The following is a 14,448-nucleotide window of genomic DNA, read 5'->3' as shown; positions in this document are numbered from 1 at the left end:
AAATTAAGCCGCTCTCAATTTGAGACGGCTTTTCTTAATAGTTGAATCTACTAGTATATTCCAAGAATGCTTCGATATGATAAAATTAATCTATTATTATGTACGAAGGAGCAATCATATGGAACATCAATCCTATTTCTATCAATTTATGGAGCCTATCTCCAAAGAATTAGCCCTTGTAGCAAGAGAATTAGAAAATAGTATTTTTTCGAGCCCAAGAACCATGCTGACACATGCTCGTGTCTTTGTGGAAAATATTTTGCAGCAGGTCATTAATGTGGAACAATTGCCTACTGATCCTCGTGCTAATTTAAAAGATCAACTTGATATGCTAAGTGATAAAGGTTATTTAATGAAAGAAGTTCAAGATGCATTGCATTTAATTCGCCAAAATGGAAACCAAGCTGCCCATAATTCGAGAATGTTCCGTTTTTCTGAGGCACTGCTATCATGGGAGGCATTATACAAAATCGTTAAATGGTATGTAGAGGTGTATGGTCCAGTAGATATTACTGTTCCAGATTATCAAGATCCATCTCCTATTATGGAAAAAGGATATGATATGTCTGAGCTTGAAATAAGACTCAAGTCACTTGAAGAGCTTCTTTCAAATTCTGTTCAAAAACTTACCACTGAGACTGCACTAGCGGAAACCGCGGTAAGTGTTGAAACTCCTCCAGAAATAAGCAAAGAGGTAAATCCAGGAATCACGCCTATTCGTACGCTATCGTATAATGGCAGACAACTAGAGGTTCCATACTTTCTTCGGGATGCCTTCTTACTTCCGCAAAGATTTGAAAAATCCGAAACTTTCCTAATAAGACTAGGAGCAGAGCAACAAGGTCGGATTATGAGTGAGCTCCCAAGTAATTTGGATGGTCTTCACAAACATGTAAAACGATACAGTGGTAAGAATGATGAAATACTCTTTGAGGAGTTAAGGATCTATATTGAGGAAGAAAAAATCAGAAGGAAGCTTTCACTCGAACGTTCAGGGGAACTGTTTTTCTTTTACAAGGCTGACCATATCGTTGTTACGGAGGAACTTTCAAAGGTCCTGCTTACCTCAGTAGAATTCACTGGGATTCCAAGTTTATTAAGACAATTAAACGAGGATCAAATTGAAAGTGTGGGGCAGCTTCCAAAGGAACTTGTGATTCTTGCAAAATACGAAAATGTTGGTATTGGAACCGTTGAAAAGCTATTTGAGCAGTTAAAGAAAAAAGTAAATGAAAAAACCATAACACTAGAGGTGGAGGAGTCTAGTCGGCCAAGTTATAAAAAGTGGGAATCCTTGTATATCAATGTAAAGCTTGGAAAAGGGAACACGGTTATTCGTGGTGAAAGTGTACCTGCACTTTGGAAAGAAGGTTTAAATTGGATTGAAGATCACCATCTTCCTCTTCATCAACTAGTAGAAGAAGGTGTTGTCCTTGGGGCAACGGACAATGGTAAACGCTTTGCTGTAGCGCTTAAACCCATACATAAAGATAAGCGACCATTTACCCAAATGCATACCTATCAATCTAAACTAACAGAGACTACCTATTACCTTGAAACCAAAATCAATCCTAAATCCGGACTCGAAACACTAGCGAAACTTCTTACACGTTTAGGAGTTGAGGTGAAAATTCCATTACTCGAAAGTGACAATTGATTTTTTTAACACCGGCATTCTACGAGTAAATGTCGGTGTTTTTTTATTTTTCTAAAAATTAAGTATCCCCATGAAACCAGAAGAGTTATAATAAATTGGAATAAATTTAGAGTATCGAAATAAGTTTAGGAAGATATTCTAACTAAAAGGTGTGTTGGAGAAAATGAAAAAGATAGATGAAAACCTGAGTATGAAATCCTTGTTTATATTCTTTATTCCTTTAGGATTGTCTGCCAGTCTTGTTACGATATCTCATATTATTATCAACAGTACATTAGTAAGAGCAGATAATTCAGAATTTATTTTGGCAGGCTATGCGATTGCAATGAGTCTGTTTGTCATTACGGAACGGCTGGGAAATTTGCTTCGACAAACTTGTTCTTCATTGGTGAGAGATAGAGATTCGTATAAATTAATGTCCCATTTTGCTTTTTATCTCATCATTAGTTTAATGTTGGTGGCCATTTCAGTTGCCTATACACCTGTAGGAGATTTTATTTTTGCGAAAATTTTCGGTGCTAAAGCGAATATGGTGGACGATATTAAGAGCATTTACCAAGTCCTAATCTTTGTTACAATATTTTCTGCACTCCGTTGTTTAGCCCAGGGAATTATTATCTATAACCGACAAACGAAATGGTTAACGATTGGTATGGTCATAAGGCTTGCTGCGATGTATTTGTTGTCCTTATATTTTATTCAGAGTGGTCAAATAACAGGAAAATCAGGTGCGATTATCTTTTTATTAGGGATGATCATTGAATGTATCATCAGTTTCATTGAAGCTAGGAAGTTAATTCGGAAAATGCCTGAGAAACACGAACAACAAATAGAGTCAAAGAGAACTATTTTTAAATTTTATAGCCCACTTATGTTTTCTTCTGTTATCGTCGTTATGATTGGACCAGCTATTAATATTTCTTTAGGGAAAACAGATAATATTGAGCTCGCCATTGCGAGTTACGCTATCGCCATGAGTGTGACCCAATTGATTTTAAGTTTTTTCACCTATATCCATCAAATTGTCATCAATTTTTATGGAGATCATAACGCCATTGTGAAAAAGTTTTTGCTAGTAGTTGGTTTTGTCCCTTTTATATTGGTGGGGATATTATCATTTACCCCGCTAGGAGGACTATTTTTAGAGCATGTGATTGGGGTGAACGGGAGACTATTGGATGCAAGTTTACAAGTGCTCCAAGTTACAATGTTAATGGCCCTTGTGTTTCCGTTTGTAGATTTCTTTAATGGTTTACTAATGGTATATAAGCAAACAAAAGTAACGATTTTTTCTCAGTCTGCCAATTTTGTCGTTACAGTGATTGCGTTAATCATTGGCGTTAATTTTGTCTCACAATGGAATGGGTCAATTGGCGCGATAGCACTTTCACTTGGATTTTTAGCGGAGTTAATCGTCGTAAGCAGCTTCGTCCACGCCATAGAACGCAAAGAAGGTAAATATAATAGGTTTCAAATAAAGATTTTTTCTAGAGCAGGAAGGAATCGGTAGTCTTTGACATTTTTAAAAGGAACCTCCCAAATAGATTTAATTTATAAGTGGATATGGAAAGAGTGTAGACCTCATTAACACATCATGAGGTCTATTTATTATTCTGATAACTGATTTACGATTTCCTTTATGTGGTATGAGGGGATGGCGACGCCAACAATTTCTTTGGATTCTATTTGAGGATTTTGCAAGGTGGCAAAAATCACTCCAACGACTTCACCATTTTGATTAAGTATTGGGCTTCCGCTATTCCCCTTATAAATAGGGGCTTCAATCATCATAACCGGAACATCCCAGTCGGTTAAGTGAGCTTTTCCTATGATTTTACCTTCATTGGCTATTTGGGTAAAAGCTAACGGATTTCCGATAAAGATGATTTTCTCATCTGTCCATCTTTCCCATTCTTTTTCGGTAGATAACTGGAGGTAAGGCAGGTTATCAGCTTCGATATCAATAATCGCAACATCCAGATGTGGGTGTTTCGCGATTACTTTGCCAACATATGAATCTCCAGATTTGAAATGGACATTTACTCTATTTGTGCGCTCGACAACGTGTTCATTGGTAACAATTAATCCATCAGCTGTGACTGTAAAACCCGTTCCTTTTGTTCCATCCCATTCGATTGTCACAACGGATTTCTTATACTCTTTTACATCAGGCTCTTTTGATAATCTGTTTGACACTTTCACAAAGTTGATGGCCGGTAGATTGAATACGTTAATCCAAACCTCTAATCCACTTATCAGAAGCGCGACCACAAGCAGAGAACTAATGATTTTAACCATAAACTTTTTCTGCTTTTTCTTTTGAAGCTTCTCTTTTTCCCATTCCTGCTTATCTTCCGGATTAAAAAAGGTCTCCCAGTCGATTTCGTCTTCTGTTTGTTTTGGGCCGTTATTTTCGTTATTCACGTTTTATCCCTCATTACGAATTTTCTATATCTCTATTATATCAATGATGAACGAAAAACTAATCATTATTAATCAACCAAAACTTCATGATAAAATTTAAATAAAAAGCGGAGAGGACTTAACAAATGGAAATAAAAAAAGTATCTATTATTGGATTAGGAGCTTTAGGGATATTATTTGGGAACCATTTAGCCAAGAGAATGCCTAAGGAAGATGTAAGAATTATTGCAGACCGTAAGCGTATCGATAAATATAAAGAAGAACATGTTTATTGTAATGGTGAACTTTGCGACTTCCACTATGTAACACCTGAAGAGCCCTGTGAACCAGCGGATTTACTGATTTTCACAGTGAAATACGAAGGGTTATATGATGCTATACAGGCTGTTCAACATCATGTGGGAAAGGACACTATCATACTATCCGCTTTAAATGGCATTACAAGTGAGGGGATTATTGGCCAAGTATATGGATTGGATAAAGTTCTTTATAGCGTGGCCCAAGGAATGGATGCGGTAAAGGTAGGAAATAAACTTACATATGACCATATGGGAATGCTTTGCTTTGGTGATCAAAAGTCGGGTGGGATTTCTGACAAGGTTAAGAGTGTTGCGGCTTTTTTTGATAAAATTGATTTGCCATATGAGGTTGACACCAATATGAATAATCGGCTATGGGGAAAATTTATGCTGAATGTTGGAGTCAATCAAACCGTTGCTGTTTATAAGAGCAATTATGGTGAAGTTCAACGTGAAGGCGAAGCGCGGGAGACTTTGATTGCTGCAATGAGAGAGGTAATTACCTTATCTGAATATGAGGGAGTCAATCTAACGGAGGCAGACCTGAATTATTGGTTAAGCGTATTAGCTGTACTAAGCCCAGAAGGGAAACCTTCAATGGCGCAGGATTTGGAAGCGCGGCGTTATAGTGAAGTATCTTTGTTTGCAGGAGCAGTATTGGAGATGGGTGAAAAACATCGAGTACCAACCCCTGTAAATAAAAAACTATATGACACCATTAAATCCATTGAAAGTACCTATTGAAAGGCAGGGGTATGTAATTACTGATTTTGGCACCTTGTTGATTTGTGCGGAAGGCGCGAGACTCCTCGAAAATGCTATCGCATTTTCTTCGTGCGTGGGCGGATTCGAGGATGTAAAAATCAGTGTCCTGCAGGAGGACGGGACAGGGGAGACCCCGCTTATCACTTAGCGCCGAGGAGTAGGAAAAGCGGAAGCGCCTTGTACAGCCCCGACAAGCGCTGGAGGGCCTGACGATGAAGTCGTTCTTTGACTTCATCGTTGGGACCGAAGCGACTCGAGGGGCTAGGCGCTGCAGCTAGACAGGCTTCCCCGAACCGCCTGCGGAAAGCGAAGCGCCTCGTGACAGGCAGAGACAGCCTGTCACTGCGGTGATTATTCAAAGAAGCTTTCCTTAGTGGAGCACAAATCAACAGACCAATTTAACATAGCCAATTGAAAAAGTAACCTCTTTGATATTAGTTAACGGATATGCTAAACTAAATTTAACTTATAAGAAATGGAGGTTTTCCCTTTGACTGCGTCTATGAGACTACGATTTCCTGCTTTGAACTGTTAATTGAATAGGTTCAAGGACTTTGCTTTTTGCAGAGTGACGGGAGTGGTCTGTCTATTTTTAGGGAAACCTTTATTTTACGGTGATGTAAAACAAGAGGGGACGATTCTGCCCTCTTTTTTGCTGTCTTTTTTTAGATGTAATTTCAGTTTCTATTAAAAATGTCCTTGACCGATACTAGACAAATAAAAATAATTTATAGGACGTGTATTCTATGGAAACACCAAAACAAGAAATGAATAATTGGAAGAGGAATACGATTCTCTTTTTAGGGAGTCAAACTATATCGCTTTTTGGATCAGCGTTGGTTCAGTATGCAATTATGTGGTATATCACCTTGAACACTCAGTCGGGTGTGATGATGACGATTTCCATCATCTGCGGCTTTGTCCCAACCTTTTTTCTTTCTCCATTTGCAGGAGTATGGGCAGATCGCTACAACAGAAAAATACTGATTATCCTATCAGATTCTTTGATAGCCATTTCAACTTTAATTTTAGCCATCTTGTTTTTAATGGGGTACGAGGCACTTTGGTTATTATTTCTTATGTCAGCCATCCGGGCGATAGGAACTGGAATTCAAGGTCCAGCGGTTGGGGCTATTCTTCCTCAGCTTGTACCAGAGGATAAACTGACAAAGGTGAACGGAACAAATGGGAGTATACAGGCGCTAATCATGCTTGTAGCGCCTATGGTCAGTGCGGCATTGCTGACAATGGCTTCAATGGAAGCAATCTTCTTTATAGATGTAATCACTGCAGCAATCGCTGTTTTTATCTTACTCACTTTTTTGCATATTCCAATCCATGCAAAAGCTGCAGAAAAGCAAACGACCAGTTATTTCAGCGACTTAAAACAAGGCTTTATCTATATTCAAAACCACGCTTTTGTTAAAAAGTTTTTTGCGTTCTTTGCGTTTTTCTTTGTATTAGCTGCACCGGTCGCTTTTCTAACTCCACTTCAGGTCACACGCAGCTTCGGTGACGATGTATGGCGATTAACTGCCATCGAAATTACCTTTTCAATTGGAATGATGCTAGGTGGTGTGCTTATGGCATCGTGGGGTGGCTTTAAAAACAAGATTCATACGATGACATTAGCTGCCCTAGTAATGGGTGCCTGTACGTTTGCGCTAGGCATTATCCCTAACTTTTGGATTTATATCGTGTTCATGGGATTCGTAGGTGTGGCGATGCCAATCTTTAACACACCATCCACTGTACTGTTACAAGAAAAAGTGGAGGGAGATTATTTAGGAAGAGTCTTTGGTGTACTAGGAATGATTTCAACCTCCATGATGCCACTAGGAATGCTCATATTTGGACCAATCTCAGACATTATCGACATAGAATGGCTGCTGATTGGGACTGGAATTCTAATGTTTATCCAAGGATTCTTCTTGGTTGGCAGTAAGGTTCTACTTGAAGCTGGTAAACCATTAGTAAAAGAAAGCACAAATTAGAAGGAAATACAAAAAGCCGTTTTCTTTTAAAAAGAAAACGGCTTTTTGCGATAGATTCTATAAATTATTAGTTTGCAGCACGTTTTCTTTCATCTTTTTTATCTGTTTGATAACCGTCAGCCCAGAATTCTGCATTCTTAATACCTAATTTTGTAGAATTAAATTTAGGGTCCAGGCCTTGCTTCAGCTGGGCTTCATAATCCTTTAGAGCAATATTCGCTGGTTTGAATAATAAAAGTATAGCAATTAAATTCAACCATACCATGATTCCAAGTCCGATATCACCCATTGCCCAAGCTGTCCCTGCCGTCTTTATTGATCCATAGAAAGTGGAACCTAAGAGAACAATTTTTAATATGGTCATAGCTGATTTTCTATGTTTGCCTTTAACTAGATAAGCAAGATTGGTTTCTGCAATATAGTAATAAGCAAAAATCGTCGTGAAGGCAAAGCAGAATAATGCCAACGCAATAAATCCTGATCCGAACCCTGGAATAATTGTATCAACGGCTGCCTGAGTGTAAGCAGGACCACTTTCAACGCCTTTCAGATTTTCCACTAAGACTTCACCCGTTTTTTCATTTACGGTATTGTACGAATTTGTAAATAAAATCATAAAAGCAGTCGCTGTAACGATTAAGAACACATCTAGATAAATGGAGAATGCTTGTACTAATCCTTGTTTTGCTGGGTGTGATACTTCTGCGGCGGCTGCAGGGTGAGCACCTGTTCCTTGTCCTGCTTCATTCGCATATAGACCACGTTTTACACCCCACATAATGGTTGAACCTAGAATACCACCGAACATTCCCTCAGCGCCAAATGCACTTTTAAAAATCAGAGTAAATACTTCTGGAATTCTATCGAAATTCACCGCAATAATTGCTATGGCGACAAGTAAATATCCGGCCGCCATAAAAGGCACGAGAAATTCCGCAACTCTCGCGATCCGCTTAACGCCGCCAAAAATAATAAGTCCCATAAGTAAGACTACTACTAAACCAGTAATGGAACTTTCAATTCCAAAAGCATTGCTAACACCCTCAGCAATTGCATTCGCCTGAATACCTGGCATGAGTACAGCCATTGCGAGGAGTGTCGCAACGGCAAAAATCACGGCAAACCATTTCCACCCAAGTCCCTTTTCAATATAGAAGGCAGGACCGCCTCGATACTCTCCATCTTGCTTTTCTTTATAGATTTGGGCAAGGGTAGACTCAACAAATGCAGATGCTGCACCGATAAAGGTGATTATCCACATCCAAAATACAGCTCCTGGCCCTCCGAAGGCAATCCCCGTTGCGGTTCCGGCGATATTCCCGACACCAATACGACCTGATAAAGACATTGCCAATGCTTGAAAGGAAGAGACACCCTCATTGGAGCTTTTGCCAGAAAATAGTAGACGAACCATTTCCTTTACATGACGAATCTGCAGAAATCTTGTCCGTACACTAAAGTACAATCCAACTGCACAAATAAAGATGATGAGCGGCGCACTCCATAAATAACCGTTAATGCTGGTAACGAGTTGTTCAAACATAGAATACCTCCTTGTGTTATGTATTAATTGATTACAATTTCAAATGTTGTATAACAAGATGACATTAAAAGTATAAAATAATATAGGTTGATATTTCAATAGAATATTCTATAAATTCCCTATATTGTGACTTTAGTAATATAAAAAATATATAAAAAGTATGTAAAACAAAAAAGGACAAACTTCATTTTACGAAGCTTGTCCATTAATGTGGTACCTAATAGGTTATGGTCTCTTTAATAATGCATGAAACAGGACACTTTTGATGATTCTCGGTGTCATCAAGGATGAAATCGGTCGAACAAGGTTCATCACTTTGACAAAAGCGTCATAGACTTCTTTATTTTGCGATGATAAAAGAAAGATTTTTCTTGCGTACCATTGCTGTATAAAAAGACCAAATGGCCTTTTCCCGTTGGTAGCAGGATACCGGAAGTCTTCTGTAATAACCATATTCCAAATCGGAGAAATGATTTTCGCGGCCTTTTTGTGAAATTCCGCTGGAACGAGAGGTAATTCATCTTTATGTTTCTGTAACAGCTTTTGGAGTTCAAGAGCCTCTAAAATAGCAATACTCATTCCTTGGCCAAAAACGGGGTCAATTCTGCAGATTGTATCACCTATTAGGAGTAAACCATTCGGTAAATTCTTTAATTTATCATATCGTCTCCAAACTATTTTTGGGATTCGATAAATAGATGTTTTGGTTAGTGGCATACCATTTGCTATTTCCTGATAAATATCTAATTTTGGCAGTTTTTTTGCTAGTTCAATAAAGCCTTTATCACTTTTCAAAACTTCATTTTCATTAAAAGAATGATGGTATCCCATCAATGTGACTATATAACGATTTCCTTCTACCTTTGAGATGGTTCCACCCATTTTTTGATGGGGAGGGTTAGGATACACCATCTTAATCTTCCAGTCTCTATCTTGATGATCAGCTAGTTTATATTGTTTACTAATATAACTCAGGTTGATTTCTATTTTTTCATCATGAACCAGAGTCTCTCTTTTGTTTAACCAACTTGACGTTAGACTGCTAACTCCACTGGCGTCCACCACTAGGTCAGCCAAGATTGATTCATCTTTTAGTTGAACACCGATAATTTGATTTTGTTCCTCATTATATAACAAATCCTGTACTACTTGATTGAAATAAAATGCAACATTAGGAATTCTTTTGATATATTGGTCAATATGCCATTCTAAATGCGGTCGCGTCTGTAGTGTGGTACTGTAGCCGCCTTCATAACGAATCTTCCAACCACCATGGTGAAACCAAGCGAGATCAATGGTTGAGTTGATTTTAATAGCGCCGCTATGGTAAAAGTGCTCTGTTATTCCTGGAAATAATTCCTCAAGGCCAGACTCACCTGCATGAAGCAGGGCATGTAAATGCTCACCTTGAGGGGCACCTTTTCTTGGAGAAGGATTTACTTGAACTTGATCCCTCTCAAGTATAATTACTTCTTTATAATGATCTGATAATACACGTGCTGCTAATTTTCCAGAAATCCCCCCGCCAATAATAATTGCAGTATTTTTTGAAGACACGAAAGTTACCACCTGCCATAAAAATTAATAAAAAGGCCAATAGAAAAAGCAACCCCAAGAGGTTACTTAGTTTAGGCACCAATTTTTTCTGAAATGTATAAAGAGTTGGTTTCATCCCAGTGAAAAATACCTTCTTGCAGTTGAATGGTTGTATCAAAAGGACAAGGTATCGGTAAATCTCCCAGCTGCTCCATCAATTGTTCTCTTAATTGAAGGAGTTCATTTCTCGAAGCAATCCGAATCACTTGTTTTAAGGAGAGCTCTTTTAAGTTGATACTTTTACTGTTACAGATGCTATCCTGGAATGGCTTGTTAAACTGGATCATCATTTGTAAATCATTGAGGCAGGCAACCCCAAAAACATCTTTTATGATGTCATCATACTTAAGCTGGTAGCCAGTTGCAAATTTAATAATACTCTTTTCGGGATTTTCTAAAATATAAATTGTATCAATTTGATTTTTCATTTATTAGCACCCTTTTGTTCTAAACAGTAGTCTAATTCCTCACACCACTGCGTTAGTTGATTAAAACATTATTATTTTATTATAGCACAGATTTGAATTTTTGGGGCAAGAGACAACCTGTATGTGACATTTGTCATACTCTGCACATGACACCTGGTACTTACTGTAATGATTTTATTTCCCTATACTTGGTTTAACGACACAAACCGAAGGGAATTAAAAAAATGTCTGTACAAGAAAATACAAAAAGTTTACGAAAACAAGTTGCTCCTTTTGAAAAATCAACAACAAAAGAAAGTGTATGGCAAATCATTAACACGGTTGGACCGTTTATCTTATTTTGGTTCCTTGCATATCAAAGCTTAGCCGTTTCCTATTGGTTAGCATTAGTACCAATTGTGCTTGCAGCAGGATTCTTAGTACGAATTTTTATCATATTCCACGATTGTACCCATCATTCATTTTTTAAAAACAGAACTGCAAATCGAGCAGTTGGTACGGCGATGGGAGTTTTAACATTATTCCCATTTGATCAGTGGGGACATGAACATTCCGTCCACCACGCAACGAGTGGTAACTTAGATAAGCGTGGCACAGGGGATATATGGACACTAACAGTAGATGAATATTTGGCAGCTCCGCTTAAATTACGTATAGCGTATCGTTTTTATCGCAATCCAATAGTTATGTTTGGGTTAGGACCAATCTATGTATTCATGCTTAAGAATCGTTTCAACAGAAAAGGTGCTCGAAAGAAAGAACGTATGAATACTTATTTAACAAACGTGATTCTAGTTGCTTTGATTGCATTACTTTGCTGGGCAATTGGCTGGCAGTCATTTCTACTCGTACAAGGTACAATTTTCATGATTTCTGGTTCAGCAGGTATTTGGTTATTTTATGTGCAGCATACTTTTGAGGATTCTTACTTTGAAGAAGACAAAGACTGGGAATATGTTAAGGCAGCAGTAGAAGGAAGTTCTTTTTACAAGCTTCCAAAACTTCTGCAATTTTTAACTGGTAATATTGGTTTCCACCATGTTCACCACTTAAGCCCAAGGGTTCCTAATTATAAACTAGAAGAGGCTCATAATGAAACGACTCCATTACAAAACGTACCAACGATTTCACTTGCAACAAGCTTAAAGTCGCTTCGTTTCCGTTTATGGGATGAAAAAGCGAAAAACTTCGTTGCTTTTAAAGACGTTAAAGCTTTAGCTAAAAAACGTATTTCTGTTCAAGCAAAACCAGAATTGTAATGTCACACAACTTGGCAGACTCTCCTTTTGGGGAGTCTCTGCATGATTTGTAGCAGCAGCCTGATAAGGAGAGATAGGAAAATGATTCGAATTGTTATCGCAGAGGATCAGGAACTGCTGTTAGAGGCCATGGGCAATCTGCTGAATCTTGAAGATGATATCGAAGTTGTTGGTACTGCAGTCAATGGGGAAGAGGCTATAGTGCTTGTGAACCAATTACAGCCGGACGTGTGTATTATGGATATAGAAATGCCTGAAAAAAGTGGACTAGAGGCTGCAGAGTTTTTACAGCTCGATGGCTGTAAAGTGATTATTCTAACAACCTTTGCGAGACCAGGATATTTTGAACGTGCATTGAAAGCGGATGTGAGAGGATATTTACTTAAGGACAATCCGAGTGAGGAGTTAGCCTCTTCTATTCGGAGCATTATGGATGGTAAGCGAATTTATTCTAAAGAACTCATGGATGAGGATATCAGTGATGCAAATGCTGATCCGCTCTCCCAGAAATCTTCTCAAAGTATCAATAAAGGATCTGTCAAAAACTATCTAACATCTATTATGGATAAAATAAAGTTGCCGACAGGCTGAAAAAGCATCCACAATGGATGCTTTTTATGTTGTGCGCCCGGCATGGGTGCAGTCTCTAGGGTGAAAGTCCCGAACCATGAAGGCAGTAGTAATGGTTAGCCTAACGCAAGGGTGTCCGCGGTGACGCGGAATCTGAAGGAAGCGAGCGGCAAACCTCCGGTCTGAGGAACACGAACTTCATATAAGGCTAGGTATCATTGGATGAGTTTGCAACACAAAACAAAGTCCTTACTGCCGAAGGTGGTACAGAGTAAATGAAGCAGATAGATGGAGGGAAAGACTGTACTCTTACCCGGGGAGATCTGATTGATAAGCCAAGTACACTTGGTAAACTATCTAGCAATGGATAGCTGAACAATCAGAAGTCAGCAGAAGTCATAGTACCATTCTTACTCGAGAAAGAATGGGAAGGACTGAACTATTAAGAAAGAATGAAGTCTGCACATTCGGTGATTGCATTGAACACAGACAATCCGAAAGGACCTACCTAAAGGAGGAAGCGGTGAATCCGTTGGGGACTCTAGGAGGGTGGAGCAAAAGTCGGCATAAACAGAACCTTCATTCACGTAGAAAGGATAACATCATGTTAATGGAACTAATTCTATCACGGGAAAATCTCTTAACTGCCCTAAAAAGGGTAGAGCAGAACAAAGGAAGTCACGGCATAGATGGAATGTCCGTAAAATTCCTACGACGACATCTCTATGAAAACTGGGATTCCCTTCGGGAAACTTTGAGAACAGGTAACTATCAACCTTCTCCTGTTCGCCGTGTCGGAATCCCGAAACCAGGCGGAGGGATAAGGCTTTTAGGCATACCGACTGTGACAGACCGTTTCATCCAACAGGCAATCGCCCAAGTATTAACCTCAATCTTTGATCCAACATTTTCTGAAAACAGCTATGGTTTCCGACCTAACAGGAGCGCCCATAATGCGGTAAGAAAGGCAAAGGGTTATATCAAAGAAGGTTACCGCTGGGTAATTGATATGGACTTAGAGAAATTCTTTGATAAGGTTAATCATGACATACTGATGGGAATACTCGCTAAGAGAATTGAAGACCGCATTCTTCTCAAACTAATCAGGAAATACCTTCAATCAGGTGTAATGCTTAATGGGGTCGTACAATCAACGGAGGAAGGTACTCCGCAAGGGGGACCTCTCAGTCCACTACTTTCAAACATAATTCTTGATAAATTAGATAAAGAATTGGAAGCCAGAGGGCATAAGTTTGTCCGTTATGCGGATGACTGCAACATTTATGTTAAGTCATTAAAAGCAGGGGAACGTGTGATGGAATCCATTACGACGATTATTGAGCAGAAACTAAAATTGAAGGTAAACAGGGATAAGTCGGCAATCGACCGTCCGTGGAAACGGAAATTTCTTGGTTTCAGTTTCACATTTAATAAAGAACCGAAGGTGCGAATAGCGAAACAAAGCATTAAACGCTTTAAGACGAAGATTCGAGAAATTACCTCTCGGTCAAAACCTATCCCACTTGAGGTAAGAATTGAAATGTTAAACCGCTATCTTACAGGATGGTGCGGGTACTTCGCTTTAGCGGACACTCCAAGCAAATTCAAAGAATTTGATGAATGGATAAGAAGAAGGCTAAGAATGTGCGAATGGAAACAGTGGAAGAAATCTAAAACTAGAGTTAGAAAACTGATTGGTTTAGGCGTCCCTGGTTACAAGGCGCACGAATGGGGCAACTCCAGAAAGAAATACTGGAGAATCGCCTGTAGCCCAATATTACACAAAACCCTCGATAACTCATATTGGAGTCAACGAGGGTTGAAAAGTCTATATAACCGTTATGAAACTTTACGTCAATCTTAATAGAACCGCCGTATACCGAACGGTACGTACGGTGGTGTGAGAGGTCGGG

Annotated in this window: 11 protein-coding genes; 7 read left to right on the top strand and 4 right to left on the bottom strand. The window is 38.9% G+C overall.

Features of this window, described 5'->3' with window-relative positions; translation table 11 throughout:
* The first annotated feature begins 118 nt into the window (after positions 1 to 118).
* The gene (locus QNH48_RS17270; RefSeq protein WP_283951280.1) at positions 119 to 1,657 is read left to right on the top strand and encodes a DUF4145 domain-containing protein; all 1,539 of its coding nucleotides are present in this window, start codon (positions 119 to 121) and stop codon (positions 1,655 to 1,657) included.
* A 163-nt stretch (positions 1,658 to 1,820) separates the two neighbouring features.
* The gene (locus QNH48_RS17265) at positions 1,821 to 3,167 is read left to right on the top strand and encodes a multi antimicrobial extrusion protein MatE (RefSeq protein WP_283951279.1); all 1,347 of its coding nucleotides are present in this window, start codon (positions 1,821 to 1,823) and stop codon (positions 3,165 to 3,167) included.
* Positions 3,168 to 3,265: 98 nt separating this feature from the next.
* Here QNH48_RS17265 and QNH48_RS17260 read toward each other — a convergent pair whose 3' ends face one another.
* On the bottom strand, positions 3,266 to 4,081 hold the full coding sequence (locus QNH48_RS17260; RefSeq protein WP_283951278.1) for a S1C family serine protease: 816 nt from the start codon (positions 4,079 to 4,081) through the stop codon (positions 3,266 to 3,268).
* A 125-nt stretch (positions 4,082 to 4,206) separates the two neighbouring features.
* Here QNH48_RS17260 and QNH48_RS17255 point away from each other — a divergent pair, with 125 nt between their 5' ends.
* Together QNH48_RS17255 and QNH48_RS17250 are read left to right on the top strand one after the other, a co-directional pair.
* Complete coding sequence (locus QNH48_RS17255; RefSeq protein WP_283951277.1) at positions 4,207 to 5,124, top strand: ketopantoate reductase family protein; 918 nt, start codon at positions 4,207 to 4,209, stop codon at positions 5,122 to 5,124.
* A 788-nt stretch (positions 5,125 to 5,912) separates the two neighbouring features.
* Positions 5,913 to 7,139: an MFS transporter gene (locus QNH48_RS17250; RefSeq protein ID WP_283955805.1), complete on the top strand. Its 1,227-nt coding sequence runs from the start codon at positions 5,913 to 5,915 to the stop codon at positions 7,137 to 7,139.
* 67 nt (positions 7,140 to 7,206) lie between these two features.
* Here the strand turns inward: QNH48_RS17250 and QNH48_RS17245 are convergent, their stop codons facing one another.
* The 3 genes from QNH48_RS17245 to QNH48_RS17235 form a co-directional block, all read right to left on the bottom strand.
* Positions 7,207 to 8,682, bottom strand: a complete 1,476-nt coding sequence (locus tag QNH48_RS17245) for an alanine/glycine:cation symporter family protein (RefSeq protein WP_283951276.1) — start codon at positions 8,680 to 8,682, stop codon at positions 7,207 to 7,209.
* 225 nt (positions 8,683 to 8,907) lie between these two features.
* Positions 8,908 to 10,239, bottom strand: a complete 1,332-nt coding sequence (locus QNH48_RS17240; protein WP_283951275.1) for an NAD(P)/FAD-dependent oxidoreductase — start codon at positions 10,237 to 10,239, stop codon at positions 8,908 to 8,910.
* A gap of 71 nt (positions 10,240 to 10,310) precedes the next feature.
* Positions 10,311 to 10,706: a hypothetical protein gene (locus tag QNH48_RS17235; RefSeq protein ID WP_283951274.1), complete on the bottom strand. Its 396-nt coding sequence runs from the start codon at positions 10,704 to 10,706 to the stop codon at positions 10,311 to 10,313.
* Between the two features lie 224 nt (positions 10,707 to 10,930).
* On the opposite strand from QNH48_RS17235, the gene desA reads away from it, so the two are divergent.
* From desA to ltrA, 3 genes are all read left to right on the top strand, one after another.
* Positions 10,931 to 11,965 carry a Delta(5) desaturase DesA gene (desA, locus tag QNH48_RS17230; protein ID WP_283951273.1) on the top strand — a complete coding sequence of 345 codons (1,035 nt, stop codon included), beginning with the start codon at positions 10,931 to 10,933 and terminating at the stop codon, positions 11,963 to 11,965.
* 81 nt (positions 11,966 to 12,046) lie between these two features.
* A complete protein-coding gene (locus tag QNH48_RS17225; protein ID WP_283951272.1) occupies positions 12,047 to 12,556 on the top strand; it encodes a response regulator in 510 nt (169 codons plus the stop codon).
* Between the two features lie 583 nt (positions 12,557 to 13,139).
* Positions 13,140 to 14,399 (top strand): group II intron reverse transcriptase/maturase, encoded by a 1,260-nt coding sequence (gene ltrA, locus QNH48_RS17220; RefSeq protein WP_283955694.1) that lies wholly within the window; start codon positions 13,140 to 13,142, stop codon positions 14,397 to 14,399.
* The last annotated feature ends 49 nt before the right edge of the window (positions 14,400 to 14,448 follow it).

Source organism: Neobacillus sp. YX16 (genome assembly GCF_030123505.1).
In the GTDB taxonomy this organism is placed as follows: domain Bacteria; phylum Bacillota; class Bacilli; order Bacillales; family Cytobacillaceae; genus Neobacillus.
Note: the sequence above shows the minus strand (reverse complement) of the source record. Positions and strands in the feature narration are given on the sequence as shown.

What these genes read in the sequence shown, in the direction of transcription:
- ltrA (WP_283955694.1), top strand. Translation starts at nt 13,140, where the DNA reads ATGTTAATGGAACTAATTCTATCACGGGAAAATCTCTTAACTGCCCTA.
- QNH48_RS17245 (WP_283951276.1), bottom strand. Translation starts at nt 8,682, where the DNA reads ATGTTTGAACAACTCGTTACCAGCATTAACGGTTATTTATGGAGTGCG.
- QNH48_RS17270 (WP_283951280.1), top strand. Translation starts at nt 119, where the DNA reads ATGGAACATCAATCCTATTTCTATCAATTTATGGAGCCTATCTCCAAA.
- QNH48_RS17225 (WP_283951272.1), top strand. Translation starts at nt 12,047, where the DNA reads ATGATTCGAATTGTTATCGCAGAGGATCAGGAACTGCTGTTAGAGGCC.
- QNH48_RS17255 (WP_283951277.1), top strand. Translation starts at nt 4,207, where the DNA reads ATGGAAATAAAAAAAGTATCTATTATTGGATTAGGAGCTTTAGGGATA.
- desA (WP_283951273.1), top strand. Translation starts at nt 10,931, where the DNA reads ATGTCTGTACAAGAAAATACAAAAAGTTTACGAAAACAAGTTGCTCCT.
- QNH48_RS17265 (WP_283951279.1), top strand. Translation starts at nt 1,821, where the DNA reads ATGAAAAAGATAGATGAAAACCTGAGTATGAAATCCTTGTTTATATTC.
- QNH48_RS17250 (WP_283955805.1), top strand. Translation starts at nt 5,913, where the DNA reads ATGAATAATTGGAAGAGGAATACGATTCTCTTTTTAGGGAGTCAAACT.
- QNH48_RS17235 (WP_283951274.1), bottom strand. Translation starts at nt 10,706, where the DNA reads ATGAAAAATCAAATTGATACAATTTATATTTTAGAAAATCCCGAAAAG.